This window comes from Geopseudomonas sagittaria (assembly GCF_900115715.1).
GTDB classification, from domain to species: domain Bacteria; phylum Pseudomonadota; class Gammaproteobacteria; order Pseudomonadales; family Pseudomonadaceae; genus Geopseudomonas; species Geopseudomonas sagittaria.
In genome coordinates this window covers 227039-252320 of sequence record NZ_FOXM01000001.1, presented here as the reverse complement: position 1 = coordinate 252320, position 25282 = coordinate 227039, and the positions used below count along the sequence as shown (strand labels likewise).

Annotated in this window: 25 protein-coding genes and 1 tRNA gene; 21 read left to right on the top strand and 5 right to left on the bottom strand. The window is 67.1% G+C overall.

Features of this window, described 5'->3' with window-relative positions; translation table 11 throughout:
• Positions 1–170: 170 nt before the first annotated feature.
• The 4 genes from BM297_RS01250 to BM297_RS01235 form a co-directional block, all read right to left on the bottom strand.
• Positions 171–1382: a tyrosine-type recombinase/integrase gene (locus BM297_RS01250; RefSeq protein ID WP_092427504.1), complete on the bottom strand. Its 1212-nt coding sequence runs from the start codon at positions 1380–1382 to the stop codon at positions 171–173.
• Positions 1383–1547: 165 nt separating this feature from the next.
• A tRNA-Leu gene (locus BM297_RS01245) sits at positions 1548–1634 on the bottom strand.
• Between the two features lie 101 nt (positions 1635–1735).
• Entirely contained in the window at positions 1736–3865 is a 2130-nt protein-coding gene (pta, locus tag BM297_RS01240; protein ID WP_092427502.1) for a phosphate acetyltransferase, read from the bottom strand.
• 125 nt (positions 3866–3990) lie between these two features.
• Positions 3991–5178 carry an acetate kinase gene (locus BM297_RS01235; protein ID WP_092427500.1) on the bottom strand — a complete coding sequence of 396 codons (1188 nt, stop codon included), beginning with the start codon at positions 5176–5178 and terminating at the stop codon, positions 3991–3993.
• A 275-nt stretch (positions 5179–5453) separates the two neighbouring features.
• Between BM297_RS01235 and queA the strand changes: the two genes are divergently transcribed.
• From queA to secF, 5 genes are all read left to right on the top strand, one after another.
• Positions 5454–6509: a tRNA preQ1(34) S-adenosylmethionine ribosyltransferase-isomerase QueA gene (gene queA, locus BM297_RS01230; RefSeq protein WP_092427498.1), complete on the top strand. Its 1056-nt coding sequence runs from the start codon at positions 5454–5456 to the stop codon at positions 6507–6509.
• Between the two features lie 5 nt (positions 6510–6514).
• Positions 6515–7630: a tRNA guanosine(34) transglycosylase Tgt gene (tgt, locus tag BM297_RS01225; protein WP_092427901.1), complete on the top strand. Its 1116-nt coding sequence runs from the start codon at positions 6515–6517 to the stop codon at positions 7628–7630.
• A gap of 39 nt (positions 7631–7669) precedes the next feature.
• The gene (gene yajC / locus BM297_RS01220) at positions 7670–8005 is read left to right on the top strand and encodes a preprotein translocase subunit YajC (RefSeq protein ID WP_092427496.1); all 336 of its coding nucleotides are present in this window, start codon (positions 7670–7672) and stop codon (positions 8003–8005) included.
• A gap of 62 nt (positions 8006–8067) precedes the next feature.
• Positions 8068–9930 carry a protein translocase subunit SecD gene (secD, locus tag BM297_RS01215; RefSeq protein WP_092427494.1) on the top strand — a complete coding sequence of 621 codons (1863 nt, stop codon included), beginning with the start codon at positions 8068–8070 and terminating at the stop codon, positions 9928–9930.
• Between the two features lie 12 nt (positions 9931–9942).
• On the top strand, positions 9943–10854 hold the full coding sequence (gene secF, locus BM297_RS01210) for a protein translocase subunit SecF (protein ID WP_092427492.1): 912 nt from the start codon (positions 9943–9945) through the stop codon (positions 10852–10854).
• 115 nt (positions 10855–10969) lie between these two features.
• Here the strand turns inward: secF and suhB are convergent, their stop codons facing one another.
• Entirely contained in the window at positions 10970–11785 is an 816-nt protein-coding gene (gene suhB / locus BM297_RS01205; protein WP_092427490.1) for a type III secretion system regulator SuhB, read from the bottom strand.
• Positions 11786–11915: 130 nt separating this feature from the next.
• On the opposite strand from suhB, the gene trmJ reads away from it, so the two are divergent.
• The 16 genes from trmJ (at position 11916) to hisS (ending at position 25264) form a co-directional block, all read left to right on the top strand.
• Positions 11916–12689, top strand: a complete 774-nt coding sequence (gene trmJ / locus BM297_RS01200; RefSeq protein WP_092427488.1) for a tRNA (cytosine(32)/uridine(32)-2'-O)-methyltransferase TrmJ — start codon at positions 11916–11918, stop codon at positions 12687–12689.
• The gene (gene cysE, locus BM297_RS01195) at positions 12689–13501 is read left to right on the top strand and encodes a serine O-acetyltransferase (protein ID WP_092427486.1); all 813 of its coding nucleotides are present in this window, start codon (positions 12689–12691) and stop codon (positions 13499–13501) included. Before trmJ ends, cysE begins: the two co-directional genes overlap by 1 nt.
• Positions 13502–13647: 146 nt before the next feature.
• Positions 13648–14151, top strand: a complete 504-nt coding sequence (iscR, locus tag BM297_RS01190; protein ID WP_092427484.1) for a Fe-S cluster assembly transcriptional regulator IscR — start codon at positions 13648–13650, stop codon at positions 14149–14151.
• A 33-nt stretch (positions 14152–14184) separates the two neighbouring features.
• On the top strand, positions 14185–15399 hold the full coding sequence (locus BM297_RS01185) for an IscS subfamily cysteine desulfurase (protein WP_092427482.1): 1215 nt from the start codon (positions 14185–14187) through the stop codon (positions 15397–15399).
• 30 nt (positions 15400–15429) lie between these two features.
• Positions 15430–15816: a Fe-S cluster assembly scaffold IscU gene (iscU, locus tag BM297_RS01180; protein WP_090305609.1), complete on the top strand. Its 387-nt coding sequence runs from the start codon at positions 15430–15432 to the stop codon at positions 15814–15816.
• Between the two features lie 16 nt (positions 15817–15832).
• The gene (gene iscA / locus BM297_RS01175) at positions 15833–16156 is read left to right on the top strand and encodes an iron-sulfur cluster assembly protein IscA (protein WP_090305612.1); all 324 of its coding nucleotides are present in this window, start codon (positions 15833–15835) and stop codon (positions 16154–16156) included.
• A gap of 8 nt (positions 16157–16164) precedes the next feature.
• Positions 16165–16683 (top strand): co-chaperone HscB, encoded by a 519-nt coding sequence (gene hscB, locus BM297_RS01170; protein ID WP_092427480.1) that lies wholly within the window; start codon positions 16165–16167, stop codon positions 16681–16683.
• Between the two features lie 42 nt (positions 16684–16725).
• Positions 16726–18585, top strand: a complete 1860-nt coding sequence (gene hscA, locus BM297_RS01165) for a Fe-S protein assembly chaperone HscA (protein ID WP_092427478.1) — start codon at positions 16726–16728, stop codon at positions 18583–18585.
• Positions 18586–18588: 3 nt separating this feature from the next.
• A complete protein-coding gene (gene fdx, locus BM297_RS01160) occupies positions 18589–18927 on the top strand; it encodes an ISC system 2Fe-2S type ferredoxin (RefSeq protein ID WP_092427476.1) in 339 nt (112 codons plus the stop codon).
• Between the two features lie 21 nt (positions 18928–18948).
• Positions 18949–19149, top strand: coding sequence for a Fe-S cluster assembly protein IscX (gene iscX, locus BM297_RS01155; RefSeq protein WP_092427474.1), 201 nt, complete (start codon positions 18949–18951; stop codon positions 19147–19149).
• Positions 19150–19347: 198 nt separating this feature from the next.
• Positions 19348–19779 (top strand): nucleoside-diphosphate kinase, encoded by a 432-nt coding sequence (ndk, locus tag BM297_RS01150; RefSeq protein WP_092427472.1) that lies wholly within the window; start codon positions 19348–19350, stop codon positions 19777–19779.
• A 25-nt stretch (positions 19780–19804) separates the two neighbouring features.
• On the top strand, positions 19805–20953 hold the full coding sequence (rlmN, locus tag BM297_RS01145) for a dual-specificity RNA methyltransferase RlmN (RefSeq protein WP_092427899.1): 1149 nt from the start codon (positions 19805–19807) through the stop codon (positions 20951–20953).
• Positions 20954–20968: 15 nt separating this feature from the next.
• The gene (gene pilW / locus BM297_RS01140; protein ID WP_092427470.1) at positions 20969–21733 is read left to right on the top strand and encodes a type IV pilus biogenesis/stability protein PilW; all 765 of its coding nucleotides are present in this window, start codon (positions 20969–20971) and stop codon (positions 21731–21733) included.
• Positions 21730–22854, top strand: coding sequence for a RodZ domain-containing protein (locus BM297_RS01135; protein WP_092427468.1), 1125 nt, complete (start codon positions 21730–21732; stop codon positions 22852–22854). The genes pilW and BM297_RS01135 overlap by 4 nt, the downstream gene beginning before the upstream one ends.
• A gap of 1 nt (position 22855) precedes the next feature.
• Positions 22856–23965: a flavodoxin-dependent (E)-4-hydroxy-3-methylbut-2-enyl-diphosphate synthase gene (ispG, locus tag BM297_RS01130; protein WP_092427466.1), complete on the top strand. Its 1110-nt coding sequence runs from the start codon at positions 22856–22858 to the stop codon at positions 23963–23965.
• Between the two features lie 9 nt (positions 23966–23974).
• Positions 23975–25264, top strand: coding sequence for a histidine--tRNA ligase (gene hisS / locus BM297_RS01125; RefSeq protein WP_092427464.1), 1290 nt, complete (start codon positions 23975–23977; stop codon positions 25262–25264).
• Positions 25265–25282: the final 18 nt, after the last annotated feature.

Sequence of the window (25282 nt, the reverse complement as noted above, 5' to 3'; positions counted from 1 at the left end):
GAACTCCCAAGCGCTCCCACTTCCTGAATAGATCGGCCAGCCGGGCGGGTGGGAAGTCCGCTTTTCGCCCCGTCGGGCTAGGCTGGCCGGTAACTCGCTTCCTGTATGGATCAACAGCTATGGCGCAGTATACCCGCGCCTGCTTGGGAACTGGCGGGAAGGCTTGGGCGTTATGCCTTGCGCTTGATCGCCACCACGTTGGCGCCAGCGCACAGGGCGTCGAGCGAATCGGCCCACGTTTGCATCATGCCCCGGCGCTGCTCTAGATAGGTGGCGTGGTTGTAGGTGTCGCGGATTTCGTCCTTGTCGCCGTGGGCAAGCTGGCGCTCGATCCAATCTCGGTTGAAGCCGCGCCCGTTGAGCTCGGTACTCAGCAGGTGGCGGAAGCCGTGGCCGGTCTGGCGGCCTTCGTAGCCGGCAGTGGCGAGCGCCTTGTTTACCGTGTTCTCGCTCATCGATCGACTGGGGTTGCGGCCGGCGAACACCAGGGCATGGCGGCCGGTGATCTCTTGCAGCTGGCGCAGGATGGCCACGGCCTGGCGGGGCAGGGGGACGATGTGCGGGCGGCGGGCCTTCATCCGCTCGGCTGGGATCGTCCACACGGCGGATTCAAGGTCGAACTCTGCCCACGGTGCCTGGCGAAGTTCACCAGGGCGAACACCAGTCAGCAGCAGCAGGCGCACAGCATGTCGGGTCATGACGTTGGCGCGGCCGGCGTCCATGCGTTTCAGCAGCTCGGGCAACTCGGCGAAGGGGATGTGTGGGTGGTGTTCCACGCGAGGCGCATGCTCGGCCAGCACGTTCAGGTCGGTGGCCGGGTTGGCCTCTACGGCGCCCTTGGCCAGCGCGTAGCGGAATACCTGGCTCAACCACTGGCGAACCTTCTTCGCCACGTTCAAGGCACCTCGGCTCTCGATACGGCGCACCAGCTCCACCAGCTCGGGGCGGGTGATCGTCGCCACAGGCTTGCGGCCGATGATGGGAAAAAGGTCTTTGTCCAGGTACAGCATGGCCTTGTCGGCGGTGGCTGGCGCCCAGCGCTTGGCGTTGTACCTGTGCCACTCCCTGGCCAGCTCCTCGAAGGTGTGCCTCGTCTCCCGCTTGGCGGCTTTCTTGTGTTCGCCGGGGTCTTGGCCATCGGCCAGCAGCTGGCGAGCCTCCTTGCGCTGCTCGCGGGCCTGTGCCAGCGATACGGCCGGGTAGGCGCCGAAGGCCAGGCGCTTTTCCTTGCCGTCGAAGCGGTACTTCATCCGCCACAGCTTGGAGCCGGTGGGGGTGATCTCCAGGTACATGCCCTCGCCGTCGCTCAGCTTGTACGGGGCGGCCTTGGGCTTGGCGGTCTTGATGGCGCTGTCAGTCAGCGGCGCAGCCTTGCGGGGCATGGTTGGAAGTCCTTTTGGGGGCATCGCAAAACGGATGCCCCCAAAAATGCCCCCAAAACTTTTGGCTTGCAAGGGTTGGGTAGGGAATCACAGGCAACAAAAAACCGGCGCAGGGCCGGTTTCTGTGGGTTCCAAGCGGTTTCGGTAGTGCTTGGGAACTTAAAATGGTGCCTCGAAAGAGACTCGAACTCTTACGCTGTTACCAGCGGCGGATTTTGAATCCGCTGCGTCTACCGATTCCGCCATCGAGGCAATGGTCGCGGAGTATAGGGATGGCGCGGTGTGCGGTCAATTGACCGTTGCGCCATCTTTCGGTCGCCGTCACGTTATGGCGACGGCGGCCGAAGGCTGGCTCAGGCCTCGATCAGCAGACCCTGCTCCTTCTGCTTCTGCTCGGCCATGCTGGCGGCCTGCAGGGCGGTGAGGGCGATGGTGAAGACGATGTCGTCCACCAGCGCGCCGCGCGACAGGTCGTTCACCGGCTTGGCCAGGCCCTGCAGCATCGGGCCGACGCTGAGGCAGCTGGCGTTGCGCTGCACCGCCTTGTAGGTGGTGTTGCCGGTGTTGAGGTCGGGGAACACGAACACGGTGGCTTGCCCTGCGACCTTGCTGTTCGGTGCCTTCTGCTTGCCGACGCTGAGCACGGAGGCGGCGTCGTACTGCAGCGGGCCGTCGATCGGCAGGTCCGGACGACGCTCCTGGGCGATGCGGGTGGCTTCGGCGACCTTCTCCACCTCGGCGCCGCTGCCGGAGCTGCCGGTGGAGTAGCTGATCATCGCCACGCGCGGGTTGACGCCCAGGGCCACGGCGGACTCGGCGCTCTGCAGGGCGATCTCGGCCAGCTCGGTGGCGTTCGGGTTGGGGTTGACCGCGCAGTCGCCGTAGACCAGCACCTGGTCGGGCAGCAGCATGAAGAACACCGAGGACACCAGGTTGTAGCCCGGTGCGGTCTTGATCAGCTGCAGGGCCGGGCGGATGGTGTTGGCGGTGGTGTGCACGGCGCCGGAAACCAGGCCGTCGACCTCGTCGAGGGCCAGCATCATGGTGCCGAGCACCACGGTGTCCTCGAGCTGCTGGCGGGCCTGCTCGGGCGTCAGGCCCTTGCTCTTGCGCATCTCGCACATCGGCGCGACGTAGCGCTCGCTGATGCTGGCCGGGTCGAGGATCTCCAGGCCGGCCGGCAGGACGATGCCCTGCTCGGCAGCCACGGCCTGCACTTCTTCCGGCTTGGCCAGCAGCACGCAGCGGGCGATGCCGCGCTCCTGGCAGATGGCCGCGGCACGGATGGTGCGCGGCTCGTTGCCTTCGGGCAGGACGATGCGCTTGTCGGCGTCCTGGGCGCGCTTGACCAGCTGGTAGCGGAACGCCGCCGGCGACATGCGCAGCTCGCGCGGCAGGCTGCAGCGGGTGTGCAGGTATTCGGGATGCAGGTGCTGGGCGATGAAGTCGGTGACGTGGCCGGCGCGCTCGATGTCGTCGGCCGGGGTTTCCTTGTTCAGGCCGGACAGGCTGCTGGCGGTCTCGTAGGAGCCGCTGCTCACGCTGAGTACCGGCAGGCCGCCGTCCAGCGCGGCCTTGCACAGCTCGAGGATGCGCTGGTCCGGGCCGAAGTCGCCGGTCAGCAGCAGGCCGGCCAGCTTGATGCCGTTGAGCGAGGCCAGGCAGGCGGCGAGGATGATGTCGTCGCGGTCGCCCGGAGTCACCACCAGCACGCCCGGCTGCAGCAGCTGCACCATGTTCGGCACGGTGCGCGCGCAGAGGATGATCTTGCCGACCCGGCGCTGCTCGGCTTCGCCGGCATTCAGCACCTTGGCGCCGAGGGCCGCGGCGATGTCGGAGGTGCGCAGGGCGTTGAGTTCGGCGGCGAACGGCACGGCGCCGAGCAGCTGGAAGGTCTCGCTGCCGAGCAGCGGCAGCTGCTGCTGCAGGCGCTCGACGAAGGCCGGCACGCCGTCCTCGCTGTTGACCTTGTTGAGGATGGTGCCGAGCACCTTGGGGTCCCTGGCGCCGCCGAACAGCTGCGCCTGGATCTCGAGGCGCTCGGCCATCTGCTTGAGGCTGTCGCTGCCCTGGGCGGCGACCATGATCACTTCCGCATCCAGGCTCTTGGCCAGCTGGGCATTGATGCGCGCGGTGTAGCCGGACTCGCGGGTCGGCACCATGCCTTCGACGATCACCACGTCCTTGCCGGCCGCGGCCTGCTGGAAGCGGCTGACCACCTCTTCAAGGAGCAGATCCAGCTCGCCGTCGGCCAGCTGGCGCTCGACCTGCTCGAGCGGCAGCGGCTCGGGGCTGGCGAGGCCGAGGGTGCGCTCGACCAGCAGGCAGGAGCGCTCGCGGCCCAGGTCGGCCGGGAAGGGTTGGGCGATCGGCTTGAAGAAACCGACCTTGAGGCCGGCCTGCTGCAGGGCGCGGATCAGGCCGAGGCTGACGGAGTTGAGTCCACCGCCAAAGCCGGTGGGAGCGAGGAACAGAGCGTGCATGGGTTCTCCTTTGGGGAGCTGACTGCAGGAAGCGGGGCGGCCGGCGGAGGCTGACGGAGCGAAACCCGACGCCCAGGGGGCTGTCGGGTTTCGCGGCACAGGCACTCCCGCCGGCGCGGGTTCGGTCAGGCGTCGAGCAGGGCGAGGACGTCCAGGGCGATCTGGCGTTCCTCGTTGGTCGGCACCACCAGCACGCGCGGGCTGCCGGCGGCCTGGATCTCGCCGGCCACACCACGGGTGCAGCGGGCGTTGGCCTCGGCGTCGAGCTGGAAGCCGAGCAGCTTGAGGTGCTCCAGGGTGCGCTCGCGCACGGCGGCGGAGTTCTCGCCGATGCCGCCGGTGAAGATCAGACCGTCCAGCTTCTGCAGGCCGCAGGCCATGCCGGCCAGCGACTTGGCCAGGCGGTAGCAGAACACCTCGAAGGCCAGGGTGGCGCCCGGGTGGCCGGCCTGGCGGGCTTCGGACAGGGTGCGCATGTCGTTGGACAGGCCGGACAGGCCCTTCAGGCCGCTGTCGTGGTTGAGCATGCGGTCGACCTGCTCGATGCTCCAGCCCAGGGTGCGCGCCAGGTGGCTGTGCAGGTTGGGGTCGACGTCGCCGCTGCGGGTGCCCATCACCAGGCCTTCCAGCGGGGTCAGGCCCATGCTGGTGTCGCGGCTTTCGCCGTTGACGATGGCGCAGGTGGAGCAGCCGTTGCCCAGGTGGGCGGACAGCCAGCTGCTGTCTTCCACCGGCAGGTTCATCATCTCGGCGGCGCGCTTGCTGACGTAGCGGTGGCTGGTGCCGTGGAAGCCGTAGCGGCGCACGCCGTGTTCCTTGTAGAGGAAGTCCGGCACCGCGTAGCGGTAGGCGTGCTCGGGCATGCTCTGGTGGAAGGCGGTGTCGAACACGCTGACCTGCGGCAGGCCGGGGAACAGGGCCACGGCGGCTTCGATGCCGACCAGGTTGGCCGGGTTGTGCAGCGGCGCCAGTTGGGCGTTGGCACGGATGCCCTCGAGCACGGCGTCGTCGATCAGGCTGGAGGCGGTGAAGTGCTCGCCGCCGTGCACCACGCGATGGCCGATGCCGTCGAGCTGGCCACCGGCCGCTTCCTGGGCCAGGGGCAGCACATGGTTGAGGATCTCGCGATGGTCGGCGCCCGGCAGGGTCAGACTTTCCTTGGTGTCACCCAGCTGCCAGTGAACCACGGCTTCCGGGCTGCCGAGACGCTCGGCGAGGCCCTGCAGGGGGAAGGTCGCTTGCGCTTCGTTGACCAGGGCGAACTTCAGCGACGAGCTGCCGCAGTTGATGACCAGAATGTTGCGGGCGGACATGGGGGCTCCTGAAAGACTTGTCGCGAAATGACCGCGCAGCACGCGCTGGCCACCTCGAGTTAACTTTTTATGGTTGGGGTGCCCGGCGTTCTTGTGGAACATGGACTAATCAGGGTGTAGCTATCCTGACACGCTGGGTTGGCCCCCCGCCGTTCTTCTTTAGTCGAATCAAAACCGTAGACAAGTAGGGGGATTTGACGGCGGCGCAGCGGACCGCTCGCGTGGCGACTGCAGTGCATTTCCGGTAAGCTGTGCGGCCTTTCGAGAGCCCCCGCATGCGTGTTGCTGACTTCCATTTCGAGCTTCCCGATCTGCTGATCGCCCGTCATCCGCTGGCCGAGCGGCGCGCCAGTCGCCTGCTGGTGCTGGACGGTCCGAGCGGCCAGCTGAGCCATCGTCATTTCCCCGATCTGCTGGAGTACCTGCGCCCCGGCGACCTGATGGTGTTCAACGACACCCGGGTGATTCCGGCGCGCCTGTTCGGTCACAAGGCCTCCGGCGGCAAGCTGGAGATCCTCGTCGAGCGGGTGCTCGACAGCCAGCGCGTGCTGGCCCACGTGCGCGCCAGCAAGGCGCCCAAGCCGGGCATGCGGATCCTCATCGACGGCGGCGGCGAGGCCGAGATGCTGGTGCGCCACGACGCGCTGTTCGAGCTGCGCTTTGCCGAGCCGGTGCTGCCGCTGCTCGAGCGCGTCGGCCACATGCCGCTGCCGCCGTACATCGATCGTCCCGACGAGGACGCCGACCGCGAGCGCTACCAGACCGTCTACTCCGACCAGAGCAAGGCCGGCGCGGTGGCCGCGCCCACCGCCGGGCTGCATTTCGACGACGCGCTGCTCGCGGCGATCCGCGCCAAGGGCGTGGCTACCGCCTTCGTCACCCTGCACGTCGGTGCCGGCACCTTCCAGCCGGTGCGCGTCGAGCGCATCGAGGACCACCACATGCACAGCGAGTGGCTGGAGGTCGGTCAGGACGTGGTCGACGCGGTCGCTGCCTGCAAGGCGCGCGGCGGCCGGGTGGTCGCGGTCGGCACCACCAGCGTGCGCTCGCTGGAAAGCGCCGCCCGCGATGGCGTGCTCAAGCCGTTCAGCGGCGACACCGACATCTTTATCTACCCCGGGCGGCCGTTCCATGTGGTCGACGCCCTGGTCACCAACTTCCACCTGCCCGAGTCCACCCTGCTGATGCTGGTCTCGGCCTTCGCCGGCTACCCCGAGACCATGGCCGCCTACCGCGCGGCGGTGGCCGCGGGCTATCGCTTCTTCAGCTACGGCGACGCCATGTTCATCACCCGCAATCCCGCCGCGCGCGGCCCCGAGGAAACCCCATGAGCCATATGTCCTTCGAGCTGCTGGCCACCGACGGCAAGGCCCGTCGCGGCCGTCTGACCTTCCCGCGCGGGGTGGTCGAGACCCCGGCGTTCATGCCGGTGGGCACCTACGGCACGGTCAAGGGCATGCTGCCGCGCGACATCGAGGCCATCGGCGCGCAGATCATCCTCGGCAACACCTTCCACCTGTGGCTGCGTCCGGGCACCGAGGTGATCAAGAGGCACGGCGACCTGCACGACTTCATGCAGTGGCAGGGGCCGATCCTCACCGACTCCGGTGGCTTCCAGGTGTTCAGCCTCGGCGCGATGCGCAAGATCAAGGAGGAGGGCGTGTACTTCGCCTCGCCGGTGGACGGCGCCAAGGTGTTCATGGGCCCCGAGGAGTCGATGCAGGTGCAGCGCGACCTCGGCTCGGACATCGTGATGATCTTCGACGAGTGCACCCCGTATCCGGCCGACTTCGACACCGCCAAACGCTCCATGGAGCTGTCGCAGCGCTGGGCCAAGCGCTCCAAGGTCGCCCACGAGGGCAATCCGGCGGCACTGTTCGGCATCGTCCAGGGCGGCATGCACGAGGAGCTGCGCCTGCGCTCGCTGGAAGGCCTGCTGGAGATCGGCTTCGACGGCCTGGCCATCGGCGGCCTGTCGGTCGGCGAGCCCAAGGAGGACATGATCCGCATCCTCGACTTCCTGCCGCCGCACCTGCCGGCGGACAAGCCGCGCTACCTGATGGGCGTCGGCAAGCCGGAGGACCTGGTTGAGGGCGTGCGCCGCGGCATCGACATGTTCGACTGCGTGATGCCGACCCGCAACGCGCGCAACGGCCACCTGTTCACCGACAGCGGGGTGATCAAGATCCGCAATGCGGTGCACAAGCACGACGATTCGTCGCTGGATCCGACCTGCGACTGCTACACCTGTCGCAATTTCTCGCGCGCCTACCTGCACCATCTGGACAAGTGCGGGGAAATGCTGGGCAGCATGCTGAATACCATTCACAACTTGCGACATTATCAGCGCCTGATGGCCGGTTTACGCGATGCCATCGGGCAGGGTACATTGCCCGCCTTCGTCGCCGACTTCTATGCGCGGCGTGGCCTGCCGGTCCCGCCGTTGAACTGAATCCAGAGCGTTTCCAAGACTTTGCCACAGGAGTAGTACATGAGCTTTCTGATCTCTGCCGCCCATGCCGCCGATGCCGCCCCGGCCGCCGCACCGGGAGGCGAGTACATGCAGTTTCTGATGCTGGCCGGTTTCGTGGTCATCTTCTATCTGCTGATCTGGCGTCCCCAGTCCAAGCGCGCCAAGGAGCACAAGAACCTGCTCGGCAGCCTGCAGAAGGGTGACGAGGTGGTGACTTCCGGCGGCATCGCCGGCAAGGTGGTCAAGGTGGCCGACGACTTCGTGGTGATCGAGGTCTCCGACACCGTCGAGCTGAAGATCCAGAAGATGGCCATCGCCGCCACCCTGCCCAAGGGCACTCTGAAGGCCATCTGAGTTTCCGACTCACCATATCGACGGGGCGCGCAATGCGCCCCGCGTTGCAAACGGGCTGTGTCATGCTCAACAAGTATCCCCTGTGGAAATATCTGCTGATCCTCGTGGTGATCGGCATCGGCTTCATCTATTCCGCGCCCAACCTCTATCCCGACGATCCGGCCATCCAGCTCACCGGCACCAGTACCGCGCTGAAGGTCGAGCAGGCCGACATCGCGCGCGCCGAGCAGGCGCTCAAGGATGCCGGCATCGCGGTCAAGGGTGCCAGCCTGGGTGACAAGGGCGCACTGCTGCGCCTGACTCGCCAGGAAGACCAGCTGCCGGCCAAGGACGTGGTGCGCCGCGCCCTCGGCGACGACTACGTGGTGGCGCTGAACCTGGCGCAGACCACTCCCGACTGGCTGCGCAGCCTGGGCGCCAGCCCGATGAAGCTGGGCCTGGACCTGTCCGGTGGCGTGCACTTCCTGCTCGAAGTGGACATGGACAAGGCCGTCAGTGCGCGGCTGAAGGTCTACGAAGGCGAAGTGAAGAGCCTGCTGCGCAAGGAGCGCGCGCGTTACCGCTCGCTGCCGCCGCAGGAAGGGGCGATCCAGCTCGGCTTCAACGACGTCGAGGCGCTGGAGCAGGCCGGCCGCCTGATCCGCAAGGACTTCCCCGATTTCGAGCAGCAGGTCAGCGAGCGCAACGGCCTGCAGGTCCTGCGTCTGGTGCTGACCCAGGCCAAGCTGGCGGAAATCCGCGAATACTCGATCAAGCAGAACCTGACCACCGTGCGCAACCGGGTCAACGAGCTGGGCGTCGCCGAGCCGCTGGTGCAGCGCCAGGGCGCCAACCGCATCGTGGTCGAGCTGCCGGGCGTGCAGGACACCGCCGAAGCCAAGCGCATCCTCGGCAAGACCGCCAACCTCGAATTCCGCCTGGCCGCCGATCTGGATGCCCCGCGCGCCAGCACCGAGTCCTTCGACTTCCGTGAGGAGGGTCGTCCGCCGGTGGCGCTGGAGCGTGGGGTGATCATCACCGGCGACCAGGTCACCGATGCCCAGGCCAGCTTCGACGAGAACGGTCGGCCGCAGGTCAACATCCGCCTCGACGGCCACGGCGGCGAGCTGATGAGCCGCGCCACCCGCAACAACGTCGGCCGCAGCATGGCGGTGGTGTTCATCGAGCAGAAGCCGGTGACCCGCTACGTCAGGCAGGTGGTCGATGGCGTCGAGCAGGAAGTTGCGGTTTCCGCCTTCAAGGAAGAGAAGCAGGTGATCAGCCTGGCGACCATCCAGTCGCCACTGGGCAACAGCTTCCGCATCACCGGTCTCGACGGTCCGGGCGAATCCTCCGAGCTGGCCCTGCTGCTGCGCGCCGGTGGTCTGGCGGCGCCGATGTACTTCGCCGAGGAGCGCACCATCGGTCCGAGCCTGGGTGCGGAGAACATCCAGCTCGGCGTGCAGGCGGCGCTGTGGGGCTTCCTGCTGGTCGCCGTGTTCATCGTCGCGCTCTACAAGTTCTGCGGCGTGCTGGCGACGGTCGCCCTGTGCTTCAACATGGTGGTGCTGCTGGCGCTGATGTCGCTGCTCGGCGCCACCCTGACCCTGCCGGGTATCGCCGGTATCGTGCTGACCATGGGTATGGCGGTGGACGCCAACGTGCTGATCTTCTCGCGGATCCGCGAGGAGATCGCCAACGGCATGGCCATCCAGCGCGCCATTCACGAGGGCTTCGATCGCGCCTTCTCGGCGATTGTCGACGGCAACCTGACCACCCTGCTGGTCGGCGCCATCCTGTTCGCCATGGGCACCGGCCCGATCAAGGGCTTCGCCGTGACCCTGTCGCTGGGCATCGTTACCTCGATGTTCACCGCGATCATCGTCACCCGCGCCATGGTCAACCTGATCTACGGTGGCCGCAACATCAAGAAGTTGTCGATCTGAGGACTGCCGACGATGAAACGCGTGATCAATTTCATGGGCATCCGGCATGCGGCCTTCGCATTGACCGTGTTGCTGACCCTGGCCTCGCTCGCGAGTCTGGCGGTCAAGGGGCTGAACTTCGGCCTCGACTTTACCGGCGGCACGCTGATCGAACTGGGCTACGAACAGCCGGCGCAGCTCGACAAGGTGCGCAGCCAGATGGCCCAGGCCGGCTATCCGGACGCCATCGTGCAGAGCTTCGGCGCCAGCACCGACGTCCTGCTGCGCCTGCAGGGCGACGATCCGGAGCTGGGCAACCAGGTGGCGGCGGCGCTGCGCCAGGTCAGCGCCGAGACGCCCTTCACCCTCAAGCGCGTCGAGTTCGTCGGCCCGCAGGTGGGCGAGGAGCTGCGCGATCAGGGCGGTCTGGGCATGCTGCTGGCGCTGGCCGGGGTGCTGGTCTACGTGGCCTTCCGCTTCCAGTGGAAGTTCGGCTTCGGCGCCATCGTCTCGCTGGTGCACGACGTGATCGTCACCCTCGGCGTGTTCAGCTTCTTCCAGATCCCCTTCGATCTGACCGTGCTGGCGGCGGTGCTGGCGATCATCGGCTACTCGCTGAACGACACCATCGTGGTGTTCGACCGCATCCGCGAGAACTTCCGCCTGCTGCGCAAGACCGAGCTGATCGAGAACATCAACATCTCCACCACCCAGACCCTGCTGCGCACCATGGCCACCTCGGTGTCCACCCTGCTGGCGGTCGGTGCGCTGCTGCTGTTCGGTGGCGAGAGCCTGTGGGGCTTCGCCCTGGCGCTGTTCATCGGCGTCGGTGTGGGCACCTACTCGTCGGTGTACATCGCGGCGATCCTGCTGATCTGGCTGAAGCTGACCCGCGAGGACCTGATTCCGCCGGTGGTCGAGGACGAGGTCGACGAGCTGCCGTAAGGTTCGTGGTCGCAACGAAGAAAGCGCCTGCGGGCGCTTTTTTCATGCCCGGCTTTCGTCGCGGCAATAAAAAACCCGGCGCGAGGGCCGGGTTTCTGGTGCAGCAGTCAGTCGATCAGCGCTTGAGCGCCGGCGGCAGGTGCGGCTGGATGGCGGTGAGCACGGCCTTGAAGCACTTGGTGTTGCCGGCGACGATGTGGCCCTTGTCGAGGAAGTCGTGGCCGCCGGTGAAGTCGCTGGCCAGGCCGCCGGCTTCCTGGACCAGCAGGGCGCCGGCCGCCATGTCCCATTCGGACAGGCCGAACTCCCAGAAGGCGTCGAAGCGGCCGGCGGCGACGTAGGCCAGGTCCAGGCTGGCGGCGCCGGCGCGGCGGATGCCGGCGGTCTGGCCGACCAGGCTGCGGAACATGCCCAGGTAGCTGTCCAGGTGGTCGAGCTGGCTGTCGCGGAACGGGAAGCCGGTGCCGAGCAGGGCACCTTCCAGGCTCTTGCGGCTGCTGACGCGGATGCGCTTGCCGTTGACGGCGGCGCCGCGGCCGCGGCTGGCGGTGAACTCTTCCTGGCGTACCGGATCGAGGACTACGGCGTGCTCGATGCGGCCGCGGTACTTGCAGGCGATGCTGACGGCGAAGTGCGGCAGGCCGTGGATGAAGTTGGTGGTGCCGTCCAGCGGGTCGATGATCCACAGGTAGTCGGCGCCGTCGCCGGTGCCCTCGATCAGGCCGCTTTCCTCGGCGAGGATGCCGTGGTTCGGGTAGGCCTTTTGCAGCACATTGATGATCGTCTGCTCGGCGGCGCGGTCAACCTCGGTCACGTAGTCCTTGGCGTCCTTCTCGTTGACCGAGATTGCATCCAGGCGTTCGATCGAGCGGAAGATGAGTTCGCCGGCACTGCGGGCCGCGCGCAGCGCGATATTCAGCATGGGCTGCATGGAAGGGTCACCTGGGTTGTTAAAGAAAGCCGACAATTCTAGCAGAAAAGCCTCGGCCATAAAGGGTGCGTGCGCCGGCGCCGACGCTTGGGTAAGATTCGAGTCTTTTTTCACTGGCGGGAGAGCAGTCGTGCTCGACAGGATTCGCGTGGTGCTGGTCAATACCAGTCATCCGGGCAACATCGGCGGTGCGGCGCGGGCCATGAAGAACATGGGCCTGTCGCGCCTGGTGCTGGTGCAGCCCGAGGAGTTTCCCAGCGGCGAAGCCAATGCGCGGGCGTCCGGGGCTACCGACATTCTCGAGGCCGCGCAGGTGGTCGACAGCCTCGAGGAGGCGCTGGCCGGCTGCAGCCTGGTGCTCGGCACCAGCGCGCGCGACCGGCGCATTCCCTGGCCGTTGCTGGATCCGCGCGAGTGTGGGCAGACCACGCTGGCGCAGGTGGAGCAGGGCGGCGAGGTGGCGCTGGTGTTCGGCCGCGAGTACGCCGGGCTGACCAACGAGGAGCTGCAGCGTTGCCAGTTCCACGTGCACATTCCCTCCGATCCGGAGTTCTCCTCGCTCAACCTGGCCACCGCGGTGCAGGTGCTGACCTACGAGGTGCGCATGGCCTGGCTGGCGCAGCAGGGCCAGCCGACCAAGATGGCCAAGGTGGAGTCCACCGCCATGCTCAACACGGTGCCGGTCACCGCCGAGGAGCTGGAGCTGTTCTACGGGCATCTCGAGCAGACCCTGGTGGCGATCGGCTTCCTCGATCCGGAGAAGCCGCGCCACCTGATGTCGCGTCTGCGTCGCCTGTACGGGCGCAGCGGCATCAGCAAGCTGGAAATGAACATCCTGCGCGGTATCCTCACTGAAACCCAGAAGGCCGCCCGTGGCGAGCCCCACAAGCGGAGAGACGATTGATGTTCGAGCGCATGCGAGAAGACATCCAGAGCGTGTTCCATCGCGATCCGGCGGCGCGCAACACTCTGGAAGTGCTCATCTGCTATCCGGGCTTGCACGCGGTGTGGCTGCATCGCGTGGCCCACTGGCTGTGGAGCGCCGACTGGAAGCTGCTGGCGCGCGTGGTGTCGCACATCAGCCGCTGGCTGACCGGCATCGAGATCCATCCGGGGGCGAAGATCGGTCGGCGCTTCTTCATCGATCACGGCATGGGCATCGTCATCGGCGAGACCGCCAAGATCGGCAACGACGTCACCCTCTACCATGGCGTGACCCTGGGCGGCACCAGCTGGAACAAGGGCAAGCGCCACCCGACCCTGGAGGACGGCGTGATCGTCGGCGCCGGGGCGAAGATCCTCGGTCCGTTCACCGTCGGCGCCGGCGCCAAGGTCGGCTCCAACGCGGTGGTGACCCGTCCGGTGCCGGCCGGCGCCACCGCGGTGGGCATCCCCGGGCGGATCATCGCCAAGCCCGACGACGAGCAGGAGGCGCGGCGCAAGGCGATGGCCGAGAAGATCGGCTTCGACGCCTACGGCGTCAGCGAGGACATGCCCGATCCGGTGGCGCGCGCCATCGGCCAGCTGCTCGATCACCTGCAGGCGGTCGATGGTCGCCTCGAAGGCATGTGCAAGGCGCTCACTGCGCTGGGCAGCGACTACTGCGCCAAGGACCTGCCGGTGCTGCGCGCCGAGGACTTCGCCGGGGTCAAGCCGGAGTCCGCCGTGGCGGCGGTTGACCAGGCCACCCCCGCGGCGCCGCGCGCGAACGATTGAGGTGCGTGGGTGGGGGATCTGCTATAAGATCCCCGCCCTGTGCCGGGCAGGCCTTATTCCGAGTGAAATGGTCGGACTTATAGTTGACCGCTTTGCTCGGAAATAGCATACTGCCGGCACTTTCCGAATCATCGTGGTGCAAGCCCATGCGACTGACCACCAAAGGCCGTTACGCCGTGACAGCCATGCTCGATCTTGCGCTGCATGCGCAGAACGGGCCGGTGTCCCTCGCCGACATTTCCGAGCGGCAGGGCATTTCCCTGTCCTATCTCGAACAGCTGTTCGCCAAGCTCCGTCGCCGCAGTCTGGTGACCAGCGTGCGCGGCCCCGGTGGCGGCTATCAGCTGTCGCGCGAGATGGCCAGCATCGACGTGGCCCAGGTCATCGACGCCGTCAACGAATCGGTCGACGCCACCCGTTGCCAGGGGCTGGGTGGCTGCCACGAAGGCGACGTCTGCCTGACCCACCACCTGTGGTGCGGCCTCAGCGACCGGATTCACGAATTCCTCAGCGGCATCAGCCTGGCCGACCTGGTCCAGCGCCAGGATGTGCAGGACGTGGCGCAGCGGCAGGATCAGCGCCGCCAGCAGCATGGCAAGGGGCTGTTGCCCAGTCCGCTTGAAAAGATCGAAGCGTCCGCCATCGACTGATGCCGCGGAAGCCAGCCTGACAGGAGAGATTTGATGAAATTGCCGATCTACCTCGATTATTCCGCGACCACACCGGTCGATCCGCGTGCGGCACAGAAGATGTGCGAGTGCCTGACCATGGACGGCAACTTCGGCAACCCGGCGTCGCGTTCGCACCTGTTCGGCTGGAAGGCCGAGGAGGCGGTGGAGAATGCCCGCCGCCAGGTGGCCGAACTGGTCAATGCCGACCCGCGCGAGATCGTCTGGACCTCCGGCGCCACCGAGTCCAACAACCTGGCGATCAAGGGTGCCGCGCACTTCTACGCCAGCAAGGGCAAGCACCTGATCACCTCGAAGATCGAGCACAAGGCGGTGCTGGACACCACCCGGCAGCTCGAGCGCGAAGGCTTCGAGGTCACCTACCTCGAGCCCGGCGAAGACGGCATCATCACCCCGGCGATGGTCGAGGCGGCGCTGCGTGACGACACCATCCTGGTCTCGATCATGCACGTGAACAACGAGATCGGCACCATCAACGACATCGCCGCCATCGGCGAGCTGACCCGTGCCCGCGGCATCCTGTTCCACGTCGACGCCGCGCAGTCCACCGGCAAGGTGGAAATCGACCTGGAGGCGCTGAAGGTCGACCTGATGTCCTTCTCCGCCCACAAGACCTACGGTCCCAAGGGCATCGGCGCCCTCTACGTGCAGCGCAAGCCGCGCGTACGCATCGAGGCGCAGATGCACGGCGGCGGCCACGAGCGCGGCATGCGCTCGGGCACCCTGGCCACCCACCAGATCGTCGGCATGGGCGAAGCCTTCCGCATCGCCAAGGAAGAGATGGCCGCCGAAAGCGTGCGCATCAAGGCCCTGGCCGATCGCTTCCAGGCTCACCTGGAAGGCATGGAAGAGGTGTACCTGAACGGCAGCGCCACCGCGCGCGTGCCGCACAACCTCAACCTCAGTTTCAACTACGTCGAGGGCGAGTCGCTGATCATGGCGCTCAAGGACCTCGCCGTATCCTCCGGTTCGGCCTGCACCTCGGCCTCCCTGGAGCCGTCCTACGTGCTGCGCGCCCTGGGCCGCAACGACGAACTGGCGCACAGCTCGATCCGCTTCACCTTCGGCCGCTTCAGCACCGAGGAAGAGGTCGACTACGCCGCCGCCAAGGTGCGCGAGGCGGTGACCAAACTGCGCGAACTGTCGCCGCTGTGGGACATGTTCAAAGAAGGCGTCGACCTGTCCAAGGTCGAGTGGCAGGCGCACTGACGCCCTATCGATTCAGCGAGGAATACCGTCATGGCATACAGTGACAAGGTCATCGACCACTACGAAAACCCGCGCAACGTCGGCAAGCTCGACGCCGAAGATCCCGATGTCGGCACCGGCATGGTCGGCGCGCCGGCCTGCGGCGACGTGATGCGCCTGCAGATCAAGGTCAACGACGCCGGCGTCATCGAAGACGCCAAGTTCAAGACCTACGGCTGCGGTTCGGCGATCGCCTCCAGTTCCCTCGCCACCGAGTGGATGAAGGGCAAGACCCTCGACGAGGCCGAGACCATCAAGAACACCCAGCTGGCCGAGGAACTGGCGCTGCCGCCGGTGAAGATCCACTGCTCGGTGCTCGCCGAGGACGCCATCAAGGCGGCCGTGCGCGACTACAAGCAGAAGAAAGGCTTGCTCTGAGAATCCGGGAGGCGCAATGGCCATCAGCATGACCGAAGCCGCTGCACAGCATGTGCGGCGCTCGCTGGAAGGGCGTGGCAAGGGTGAGGGCATCCGGCTGGGCGTACGCACCACCGGCTGCTCCGGTCTGGCCTACGTGCTGGAGTTCGTCGACGAGCTGGCGCCCGAGGATCTGGTGTTCGAGAGCTTCGGGGTCAAGGTGATCATCGACCCGAAGAGCCTGACCTATCTGGACGGCACCGAGCTGGACTTCACCCGCGAGGGGTTGAACGAAGGCTTCAAGTTCAACAACCCCAACGTGCGTGGCGAGTGCGGCTGCGGCGAAAGCTTCAACGTCTGAGGGCTGCCGTGAGCACCTGTCATTTCGCCCTGTTCGACCTGCAGCCGGCCTTCGCCCTCGACCTCGAGCAGCTCGCGGTGCGCTACCGCGAGCTGGCCCGCGAGACCCATCCGGACCGCTTCGCCGATGCCCCTGCGCGCGAACAGCGCCAGGCGCTGGAGCGTGCCGCGCAGCTCAACGACGCCTACCAGACCCTGAAGAGTCCGAGCCGGCGCGCCCTGTACCTGCTCAGCCTGCGCGGCGACACGCTGCCGCTGGAAGCCACGGTGCAGGATCCCGAGTTCCTGCTGCGCCAGATGATGCTGCGCGAGGAGCTCGAAGAGCTGCAGGACAGTGCCGATCTGGCCGGCGTCGCCGCCTTCAAGCGGCGCCTCAAGGCGGCCCAGACCGAGCTGGAAGGCGATTTTGCCGCCTGCTGGGATCAGCCTGGCGAGCGCGAGAGGGCCGAGCGCCTGATGCGCCGCATGCAGTTCCTCGACAAGCTGGCCTTTGAGGTGCGCGAGCTGGAAGAGCGCCTCGACGATTAACCCGCGTCTCCTGCGAAGGCGGCGCCTGATAACGCGAAGATCATGGCCCTACTGCAGATTGCCGAACCGGGGCTCAGTCCCCAGCCGCACCAGCGCCGCCTGGCGGTGGGAATCGACCTCGGCACCACCAATTCCCTGGTCGCTGCCGTGCGCAGCGGCCGCACCGCGCCGCTGCCCGACGCGTCGGGGCGGGTCATCCTGCCTTCGGCGGTCCGCTACCTGGCCGATGGCATAGAGGTGGGACATGCTGCCGTCGCCGCCGCCGCCAGCGACCCGTTCAACAGCATCATCTCGGTCAAGCGCCTGATGGGCCGCGGCCTGGCCGACGTCAAGCAGCTCGGCCAGCAGCTGCCGTACCGCTTCGTCGGCGGCGACTCGCAGATGCCGTTCATCGACACCGTGCAGGGGCCGAAGAGCCCGGTGGAAGTCTCCGCCGACATCCTGCGTGTGCTGCGCCAGCGGGCCGAGGCCACCCTGGGTGGCGAGCTGGTCGGCGCGGTGATCACCGTGCCGGCCTACTTCGACGATGCCCAGCGCCAGGCCACCAAGGACGCCGCGCGTCTGGCCGGCCTCAACGTGCTGCGCCTACTCAACGAGCCGACCGCCGCGGCGGTGGCCTACGGCCTGGACAAGGGCGCCGAGGGCGTCATCGCGGTCTACGACCTGGGCGGCGGGACCTTCGACATTTCCATCCTGCGCCTGTCGCGCGGGGTGTTCGAGGTGATGGCCACCGGCGGCGACAGCGCGCTGGGCGGCGACGACTTCGACCATGCCATCGCCGGCTGGATCATCGCCCAGGCCGGTCTGTCCGCCGACCTCGATCCCGGCATCCAGCGCCAGCTGCTGCAGACCGCCTGCGCCGCCAAGGAAGCGCTGAGCGCTGCCGAGAGCGTGAGCGTCACTCACGGTGGCTGGTCCGGCGCGCTGAGCCGCGGCGAGTTCGACGCGCTGATCGAGCCGATGATCGCCCGCAGCCTGAAGTCCTGCCGCCGCGCCGTACGCGACGCCGGCATCGAGCTGGACGAGGTCGAGGCGGTGGTCATGGTCGGCGGCTCGACCCGCGTGCCGCGCGTGCGCGCGGCGGTCGGCGAGCTGTTCGGGCGCACCCCGCTGACCGATATCGATCCCGACGAGGTGGTGGCCATCGGCGCCGCCATCCAGGCCGATACCCTGGCCGGCAACAAGCAGGGCGAGGAGCTGCTGCTGCTCGACGTGATTCCGCTTTCCCTGGGGCTGGAGACCATGGGCGGCCTGATGGAGAAGGTCATCGCCCGCAACACCACCATCCCGGTGGCGCGCGGCCAGGACTTCACCACCTACAAGGATGGCCAGACGGCCATGATGATCCACGTGCTGCAGGGCGAGCGCGAGCTGGTCAGCGACTGCCGTTCGCTGGCGCGCTTCGAGCTGCGCGGCATTCCGCCGATGGTCGCCGGCGCGGCGAAGATCCGCGTGACCTTCCAGGTCGACGCCGACGGCCTGCTCAACGTCGCCGCCCGCGAGCTGGGTTCCGGCGTCGAGGCGAGCATCCAGGTCAAGCCGTCCTACGGCCTGAGCGACGAGGAGATCGCGCGCATGCTGCAGGACTCCTTCGCCCATGCCGGCGACGACAAGTACGCCCGCGCCCTGCGCGAACAGCAGGTCGAGGCCGAGCGTTTGCTCGAGGCCGTGCAGGCGGCGCTGGCCGTCGACGGCGAGCGTCTGCTCGACGCCGACGAGCGCCTCGCCATCGACCACGAGATGCAGGAACTGCGCGAGCGCGCGGCCGGCAGCGACACCGCGGCCATCGAGCAGCAGGTCCGGCGCCTCAGCCAGGTCACCGACGCCTTCGCCGCGCGGCGCATGAACGACAGCGTCAAGGCTGCCCTGTCCGGGCGCCGGCTCAACGAAATCGAGGAATAAGTCATGCCGCAGATCGTCTTTCTGCCCAACGCCGACCATTGCCCGGAAGGCGCGGTGGTCGAGGCCCAGGCCGGCGAAACCATCATCGAGGCCGCGCTGCGCAACGGCATCGAGATCGAACATGCCTGCGAGATGTCCTGCGCCTGCACCACCTGTCACGTGATCGTGCGCGAGGGCTTCAGCAGCCTCGAGCCGTCCGACGAGCTGGAGGACGACATGCTCGACAAGGCCTGGGGTCTGGAGCCAGAGTCGCGCCTGTCCTGCCAGGCCAAGGTGGCCGACAAGGATCTGGTGGTGGAGATTCCCAAGTACACCATCAACCAGGTGTCGGAACGTCACTGACCTGCCGCCGGGAGAGCGAACATGAGCCTGCAATGGACCGATGTGCTGGAGATCGCCATCCAGCTCGCCGAGAGCAAGCCGGACGTCGATCCGCGCTACGTCAACTTCGTCGACCTGCACAACTGGGTGGTCAGCCTGCCGGGGTTTGCCGACGATCCGCAGCGCGGCGGCGAGAAGGTGCTCGAAGCCATCCAACTGGCGTGGATGGAAGAGGCCGACTGAGCCCCGGTCGCGCCTTGCCCGTGAAGGGGTGAGGAGTGGCCTGCCGGCGCTGCACCGCCCGGCGCGCCGGTACGCATTTCACCCGAACCCGCGTATAATCCGCGGGTTTTATCTAGCGGACTTTCTGCGCGCTGCCTCGCCTGCCGATGGCGGCGCGCTCCGGTTTAACCGTCAACCCTGCCTTTTCGGAGTTATTCCATGGCCCTGCAACGCACCTTCTCCATCATCAAGCCCGACGCCGTTGCCAAGAACGTGATCGGCGAAATCACCACCCGTTTCGAGAAGGCCGGCCTGCGCGTCGTCGCTTCCAAGATGCTCCAGCTGTCCGAGCGCGAAGCGGCCGGCTTCTACGCCGAGCACAGCGAGCGCGGCTTCTTCAAGGACCTGGTTGCCTTCATGACCTCCGGTCCGGTCATCGTCCAGGTGCTGGAAGGTGAAGACGCCGTTCTGAAGAACCGCGAGCTGATGGGCGCCACCAACCCGAAGGAAGCTGCTGCCGGCACCATCCGCGCCGATTTCGCCGTTTCCATCGACGAGAACGCCGTGCACGGTTCCGACTCCGAGGCTTCCGCTGCCCGCGAAATCGCCTACTTCTTTGCCGCCACCGAAGTGTGCGCGCGCATCCGCTGATTAACGGATGAGCGAGGGTGAATCCATGACTGCAAACACCGGCAAGGTGAACCTGCTGGGGCTGACCCAGCTGCAACTGGAACAGTTCTTCGAGTCGATCGGCGAGAAGCGCTTCCGTGCCGGCCAGGTGATGAAATGGATTCACCACTTTGGCGTGGATGACTTCGACGCCATGAGCAATATCGGCAAGGCCTTGCGCGAAAAGCTCAAGGCCTGCGCCGAAATTCGCGGCCCCGAGATCGTCAGCGAGGACATTTCCAGCGACGGCACTCGCAAGTGGGTGGTGCGCGTGAATTCCGGCAGCTGCGTCGAGACCGTGTACATCCCGCAGGGCAGCCGCGGCACCCTGTGCGTATCCTCGCAGGCCGGCTGTGCGCTGGACTGCAGCTTCTGCTCCACCGGCAAGCAGGGCTTCAACAGCGACCTGACCGCCGCCGAGATCATCGGCCAGGTGTGGATCGCCAACAAATCCTTCGGCACCGTCCCGGCCAAGATCGACCGCGCCATCACCAACGTGGTGATGATGGGCATGGGCGAGCCGCTGCTGAATTTCGACAACGTGGTCGCCGCCATGCACCTCATGATGGACGACCTCGGCTACGGCATCTCCAAGCGCAAGGTGACCCTGTCCACCTCCGGCGTGGCGCCGATGATCGACGAGCTGGCCAAGGTCATCGACGTGTCCCTGGCGCTGTCGCTGCACGCGCCCAACGACGAGCTGCGCAACCAGCTGGTGCCGATCAACAAGAAGTATCCGCTGGCCGTGGTGCTGGACGCCTGCCGGCGCTACGTCTCCGGGCTGGGCGAGAAGCGCGTGCTGACCGTCGAGTACACCCTGCTCAAGGATGTCAACGATCAGCCCGAGCACGCTGCGCAGATGATCGCATTGCTCAAGGATTTTCCTTGCAAGATCAACCTGATTCCGTTTAATCCGTTCCCCCACTCCGGTTACGAACGGCCGAGCAACAACGCCATTCGCCGCTTCCAGGACCTGCTGCACCAGGCCGGGCACAATGTCACCACGCGCACCACGCGTGGCGAGGACATCGATGCCGCCTGCGGCCAGCTGGTCGGCCAGGTGATGGACCGCACGCGTCGCAGCGAGCGCTACATTGCCGTGCGCCAGCTGGACAACGAAGGCGAGCAGCCCCGTTCTGCCGGACCTAGAACCTGACGACGGAGTGTGTACATGTTGTTGCGAACCACGATGTTCCTGCTGCTGGGCGGCCTGCTGAGCGCCTGTGTATCGACGGGCCATCAGGATCCGATGAAGAGTGCGGAGGGCCGCGAGGGCGCCCGCGACGCCTACATCCAGCTGGGCATCGGCTACCTGCAGAAGGGCAGTACCGAGCAGGCCAAGGTGCCGCTGAAGAAGGCCCTCGAGCTGGACGGCTCGAATGCCGACGCCCACGCCGCGCTGGCGCTGGTGTTCCAGACCGAGAAGGAGCCCCAGCTGGCCGACGAGCACTACCGCAAGGCGCTGTCGGCGCGCAGCGACGCGCGCATCCTCAACAACTACGGCGGCTTCCTGTTCGAGGAGCAGCGTTACCCGGAAGCCTACGCGCGCTTCCAGCAGGCCGCCGAGGACAACCTGTATCCGGAGCGCTCGCGGGTCTACGAGAACCTCGGCCTGACCGCCCTCAAGCTGCAGCAGCGCCCGCAGGCGCTGGAGCATTTCGACAAGTCGTTGCGCCTGAATCGCAACCAGCCGCGGGTGCTGCTGGAGATGGCCCAGCTGTCCTGGGAAGATCGTCAGTATGTGCCGGCGCGTGGCTACTACGAGCGCTTCCTGACCGTCGGCAGGGGCGCGCAGAGCGCCCGCAGCCTGCTGCTCGGCATCCGTCTGGCCAAGGTCTTCGAGGATCGCGACCGGACCTCCAACTACGCCATGCAGTTGCGGCGTCTGTACCCGGGCACGCCTGAATATCAGCAATACCTCGCGGAGCAGAAATGACCATGTCGCACACCGAAGCCGTCGCCGCGCAGCCACGGAGCAACCCCGGCGAAACCCTGCGGCTGGCTCGCGAGGAGAGGGGCTGGCAGGTGGCCGAGGTGGCCAGCCAGCTCAACCTGGCTCCCCACGCCCTGGTCCAGCTGGAGGCCGGACAGTTCGAGCGTCTGCCCGGACATACCTTCGCCCGCGGCTATGTGCGCGCCTACGCCAAGCTGCTGGGCCTCGATCAGGCCGCGCTGGTTGCGCAGTTCGATCACTATACCGGCACCGATGCCAGCGGCAGCACCGTGCACAGCCTCGGCCATGTGCCGGAGCCGCTGCGTCTGTCGCGTACCGTGCTGCGTCTGGCCAGTGCCGTGCTGCTGATCCTGCTGCTCGCGCTGGCCTGGTTCTGGTGGCAGGAGCGTCCCGAGCGCCTGGCCGATCTGGGCGCCTTCGGCCTCAAGCACATCGAGGTGGAGAGCGCCGACGGCACCACCGAGATCCATCCGCTGGAGGAGCCGGAAGACCAGGCGGTGGCCGAGGCGCTGCAACCTGACGAGCAGACTCCGCTGGAAATAGCGCCGAACGTGACCGGCCAGCCGCAAGACACCACCAGCAGCGCCGTGGCCGACCCCGCTGCGGTATCTGCGCCTGTGCCTGCCCCGCAGCTCGCGGCGGAGCCGCCCGCAGCGGCAGCCGCAGCCGTAGCCCCGGCACTGCCGCCCGCCACCGTGGCGCCGAACCCGCTGGCCAGCGCGCCCGCGGCATCCGCCCCCGTAGTACCCGTAGTCCCGAGCGTGGTTGCGCCCCAGGCTGCGGCCGCAGAGTCCGCCGCTCCCGTCGCCGAGGCAGCCCCGGCCACGCCGGCGCCGGCTGCCGAGCCGGTGAGCGTCGCCACGGGCGAGGGCCTGGTGCAGGTCAGCTTCAGCGACGACTGCTGGACCCAGGTCACCGACGCCAACGGTCGCGTGCTGGTCAGCACGGTCAAGCGCAAGGGCGAAACCCTGCAGGTGGCCGGCAAGGCGCCGCTGGAAGTGCGCCTGGGCTTTGCCCGCGGCGCGCAGCTGAGCTACAACGGCGCGCCGGTCAACCTGCGTGTCAACTCGGGCGGTACCGCCCGCGTCACCCTGGGACAGTAAGATGCATTGCGAATCCCCGATCAAACGCCGCAAGACGCGGCAGATCTTCGTCGGCAAGGTGGCGGTGGGTGGCGACGCGCCGATTTCGGTGCAGAGCATGACCAACACCGACACCTGCGACGTTGACGCCACCGTGGCGCAGATCCGCCGCCTGGAAGGCGCCGGCGCCGACATCGTGCGCGTCTCGGTGCCGGACATGGACGCCGCCGAGGCCTTCGGCCGCATCAAGCAGCAGGTGCAGGTGCCGCTGGTCGCCGACATCCACTTCGACTACCGGATCGCCCTGCGCGTCGCCGAGCTGGGCGTCGACTGCCTGCGCATCAATCCGGGTAACATCGGCCGCGAAGACCGCGTGCGCGCGGTGGTCGACGCCGCCCGCGACAAGGGCATCCCGATCCGCATCGGCGTCAACGCCGGCTCCCTGGAGAAGGACCTGCAGAAGAAGTACGGCGAACCGACCCCCGAGGCGCTGGTCGAATCCGCCCTGCGCCACGTCGAGCATCTCGACCGCCTGGACTTCCAGAACTTCAAGGTCAGTGTCAAGGCCAGCGACGTGTTCATGGCGGTCGGCGCCTACCGCCTGCTCTCGGCACAGATCGACCAGCCGCTGCACCTGGGCATCACCGAAGCCGGTGGCCTGCGTTCCGGCACCGTGAAGTCGGCGGTGGGCCTGGGCATGCTGCTCGCCGAGGGCATCGGCGACACCATCCGCGTGTCGCTGGCCGCCGACCCGGTCGAGGAGATCAAGGTCGGCTTCGACATCCTCAAGTCGCTGCGCCTGCGTTCGCGCGGCATCAACTTCATCGCCTGCCCGAGCTGCTCGCGGCAGAACTTCGACGTGGTCAAGACCATGAACGAGCTGGAGCAGCGCGTCGAGGACCTGCTGGTGCCGCTCGACGTGGCGGTGATCGGCTGCGTGGTCAATGGTCCGGGCGAAGCCAAGGAGGCCCACGTCGGCCTCACCGGCGGCACGCCGAACCTGGTCTACATCGACGGCAAGCCGGTGCACAAGCTGGACAACGCCAACCTGGTGGACGAGCTGGAGAAGCTGATCCGCCGCAAGGCGGCCGAGAAGCTCGCCGCCGACGCCAGCCTGATCGTCCGCAGTTAAGGAATTCGCGTGAGCAAGAACATCCAGGCCATCCGTGGCATGAACGACATCCTGCCGGAGCAGACTCCGCTCTGGCGCTACCTCGAGAGCAGCGTCGCCGGCCTGCTCGACGGTTACGGCTACCGGCAGATCCGCATGCCGATCGTCGAGTCCACCGACCTGTTCAAGCGCTCGATCGGCGAGGTCACCGACATCGTCGAGAAGGAGATGTACACCTTCGAGGACCGCAACGGCGACTCGCTGACCCTGCGCCCGGAGGGCACCGCCTCCTGCGTGCGCGCGGTGCAGGAGCACGGCCTGATCGGTGGCGGCCAGCCGCAGAAACTGTGGTACATCGGCCCGATGTTCCGCCACGAGCGTCCGCAGAAGGGCCGCTACCGCCAGTTCCACCAGATCGGCGTGGAGCTGTTCAACTTCGACGGCCCGGACGTCGACGCCGAACTGATCGTGCTGACCTGGCGCCTGTGGGGCCTGCTCGGCATCCGCGAGGCGGTGACTCTCGAGCTCAACAGCCTGGGCAGCAGCGACGACCGTGCGCGCTACCGCGAGGCGCTGGTCGAGTACCTGTCGGCGCGCTTCGAGCAGCTCGACGAGGACAGCCAGCGCCGCCTGGCCAGCAACCCGCTGCGCATCCTCGACAGCAAGAATCCGGACACCCAGGCCCTGCTGGTCGACGCGCCGAAGCTGGCCGACTACCTGGGTGAGGAGTCGCGCGTGCACTTCGCCGGCCTCACGGCCCGTCTGGACGCCGCCGGTATCCCCTACGTGCTCAACCCCAAGCTGGTGCGCGGCCTCGACTACTACGGCAAGACCGTGTTCGAGTGGGTCACCGACCAGCTCGGCTCGCAGGGTACCGTGTGCGCCGGCGGCCGCTACGATGGCCTGGTCGAGCAGCTCGGCGGCAAGCCGACCCCGGCGGTTGGCTTCGCCATGGGCATCGAGCGCCTGGTGTTGCTGATCGAGACCCTGGACAAGGTGCCGGCCGAGCTGGCCCGCCAGGTCGACGTCTATGTCGCCGCCTTTGGCGAAGCCGCCGAACTGGCCGCGCTGACGCTCTCCGAGCAGCTGCGCGATGCCGTGCCGGGCCTGCGCCTGGCGGTCAACGCCGGTGCTGGCAGCTTCAAGAGCCAGCTGAAGAAGGCCGACAAGAGCGGCGCGCTGTTCGCCCTGATCCTCGGCGAGGATGAGCTGGCGCAACGGGTGGTCGCGCTCAAGCCCCTGCGTGGCGAAGGCCAGCAGCAAACCATTGCCTGGGATGCGCTGTCTGCGCATCTCGCCGCTTGCCTGGCGCAAGCCTGAACCTGACCAATTAAGGGA

Excerpts from the sequence above, each read along its gene's own strand:
- BM297_RS01250 (WP_092427504.1), bottom strand. The coding sequence starts at position 1,382 with ATGCCCCGCAAGGCTGCGCCGCTGACTGACAGCGCCATCAAGACCGCC.
- pta (WP_092427502.1), bottom strand. The coding sequence starts at position 3,865 with ATGCACGCTCTGTTCCTCGCTCCCACCGGCTTTGGCGGTGGACTCAAC.
- BM297_RS01235 (WP_092427500.1), bottom strand. The coding sequence starts at position 5,178 with ATGTCCGCCCGCAACATTCTGGTCATCAACTGCGGCAGCTCGTCGCTG.
- queA (WP_092427498.1), top strand. The coding sequence starts at position 5,454 with ATGCGTGTTGCTGACTTCCATTTCGAGCTTCCCGATCTGCTGATCGCC.
- tgt (WP_092427901.1), top strand. The coding sequence starts at position 6,515 with ATGTCCTTCGAGCTGCTGGCCACCGACGGCAAGGCCCGTCGCGGCCGT.
- yajC (WP_092427496.1), top strand. The coding sequence starts at position 7,670 with ATGAGCTTTCTGATCTCTGCCGCCCATGCCGCCGATGCCGCCCCGGCC.
- secD (WP_092427494.1), top strand. The coding sequence starts at position 8,068 with ATGCTCAACAAGTATCCCCTGTGGAAATATCTGCTGATCCTCGTGGTG.
- secF (WP_092427492.1), top strand. The coding sequence starts at position 9,943 with ATGAAACGCGTGATCAATTTCATGGGCATCCGGCATGCGGCCTTCGCA.
- suhB (WP_092427490.1), bottom strand. The coding sequence starts at position 11,785 with ATGCAGCCCATGCTGAATATCGCGCTGCGCGCGGCCCGCAGTGCCGGC.
- cysE (WP_092427486.1), top strand. The coding sequence starts at position 12,689 with ATGTTCGAGCGCATGCGAGAAGACATCCAGAGCGTGTTCCATCGCGAT.
- iscR (WP_092427484.1), top strand. The coding sequence starts at position 13,648 with ATGCGACTGACCACCAAAGGCCGTTACGCCGTGACAGCCATGCTCGAT.
- BM297_RS01185 (WP_092427482.1), top strand. The coding sequence starts at position 14,185 with ATGAAATTGCCGATCTACCTCGATTATTCCGCGACCACACCGGTCGAT.
- iscU (WP_090305609.1), top strand. The coding sequence starts at position 15,430 with ATGGCATACAGTGACAAGGTCATCGACCACTACGAAAACCCGCGCAAC.
- iscA (WP_090305612.1), top strand. The coding sequence starts at position 15,833 with ATGGCCATCAGCATGACCGAAGCCGCTGCACAGCATGTGCGGCGCTCG.
- hscA (WP_092427478.1), top strand. The coding sequence starts at position 16,726 with ATGGCCCTACTGCAGATTGCCGAACCGGGGCTCAGTCCCCAGCCGCAC.
- fdx (WP_092427476.1), top strand. The coding sequence starts at position 18,589 with ATGCCGCAGATCGTCTTTCTGCCCAACGCCGACCATTGCCCGGAAGGC.
- iscX (WP_092427474.1), top strand. The coding sequence starts at position 18,949 with ATGAGCCTGCAATGGACCGATGTGCTGGAGATCGCCATCCAGCTCGCC.
- ndk (WP_092427472.1), top strand. The coding sequence starts at position 19,348 with ATGGCCCTGCAACGCACCTTCTCCATCATCAAGCCCGACGCCGTTGCC.
- rlmN (WP_092427899.1), top strand. The coding sequence starts at position 19,805 with ATGACTGCAAACACCGGCAAGGTGAACCTGCTGGGGCTGACCCAGCTG.
- pilW (WP_092427470.1), top strand. The coding sequence starts at position 20,969 with ATGTTGTTGCGAACCACGATGTTCCTGCTGCTGGGCGGCCTGCTGAGC.
- BM297_RS01135 (WP_092427468.1), top strand. The coding sequence starts at position 21,730 with ATGACCATGTCGCACACCGAAGCCGTCGCCGCGCAGCCACGGAGCAAC.
- ispG (WP_092427466.1), top strand. The coding sequence starts at position 22,856 with ATGCATTGCGAATCCCCGATCAAACGCCGCAAGACGCGGCAGATCTTC.